The 1,260-nt window shown below is 62.2% G+C and carries 1 protein-coding gene and 1 pseudogene; one reads left to right on the forward strand and one right to left on the reverse strand.

What is annotated here, in order from left to right:
* Positions 1-827: alpha,alpha-trehalose-phosphate synthase (UDP-forming) (locus tag A2J01_RS02885; RefSeq protein ID WP_197494141.1), on the forward strand; the 827-nt coding region annotated here is incomplete at its 5' end.
* An 88-nt stretch (positions 828-915) separates the two neighbouring features.
* On the opposite strand, the pseudogene A2J01_RS02890 reads toward A2J01_RS02885, so the two are convergent.
* Positions 916-1,260, reverse strand: a pseudogene (locus tag A2J01_RS02890) (twin-arginine translocation pathway signal); the annotation flags it as partial.

Here is a 1,260-nt window from a genome sequence, read left to right on the forward strand (position 1 = left end):
AGACTTCACGTGGAACCGTCGGCGTCCGCTCCAAACTCGGTGTGGTGCAAGTAGGTTTCCGTAGCGTCCGCGTCGGCGCCTTCCCTATCTCCATCGACTCCGGCAAGCTCGACGAGCTCTCGCGCACCAAGGCAATTCGAGACCGCGCCAAGCAGATTCGCAAAGAACTCGGAAACCCCAAGCACATCATGCTGGGCGTCGACCGCCTCGACTACACCAAAGGCATCGACGTCAGGCTCGCTGCGCTCCACGAACTTCTCATGGAGAAGCGCATCGATCCCGCCGACACCGTCATGGTGCAGCTGGCGACCCCGAGCCGCGAACGCGTCGAAAGCTACGTACAGATGCGCGGAGACATCGAGCAGAAGGTCTCCCGGATCAACGGCGAGTTCAGCGAAGTCGGCCGCCCCGTCGTCCATTACATCCATCGGCCGATCCCACGCGACGAACTGGTCGCGTTCTTCGTCGCCGCCGATCTCATGCTCGTCACGCCGCTGCGTGACGGCATGAACCTCGTCGCGAAGGAATACGTCGCCTGCCGCAGTGATCTGGGTGGCGCATTGCTGCTCAGCGAATTCACCGGTGCCGCAGCAGAACTCCGCCAGGCATTCCTGTGCAATCCTCACGACCTCGACGACGTCAAGGATTCGATGGAGAAGGCCCTCAATCAACCGCGCGAGGACGGCCGGCGCCACATGCGTGCGCTACGTCGTCAGGTCCTGACGCACGACGTCGACCGCTGGGCGCGCTCGTTCCTCGACGCGCTCGCACACGGCGGTGCCGCAGGCCCGGCGCTGATCGCCCCGGCCGAAGCACAAGACCACTGAGGACAGTGCACAAAGGCTGGGGCCGCGGAGAGTGAATCTCCGCGGCCCCAGCCTCTTTCGTACCTGGCTCCAGCCTTCGTGTGTTTGATCAGAAGGGTTGGACGTTGTTCACGAGCCAACGTCCGTCCTGCTTCTCCAGACTCATCTTCACGCGACTGCCACTGGCAACGGCTTCGGGCGATTCCGAAGACGTGGTGATCTGATTGAGGAACAGCATCGTCGTCGCGCTGTCCGCCTCCGCGTCGAGAACCGCGGCGCCCTGGACGACGACCTGAACGGTCAGCGACTTTTCCTTGGCTCCCGGAATGATCACCGATTCGATCAGGTTGGTGAACGTGCCTTGAAAATCGCCCGTCAAACCGTCTGTGGCTGCATGCAACTGCTGGTCGACGTTGTTGTAGTCGTACTGGAACATCGCTACCGCCTGATCGGA

Origin of the sequence: Rhodococcus sp. EPR-134 (assembly GCF_001647205.1) — a bacterium.
Taxonomy (GTDB): domain Bacteria; phylum Actinomycetota; class Actinomycetes; order Mycobacteriales; family Mycobacteriaceae; genus Rhodococcus_F; species Rhodococcus_F qingshengii.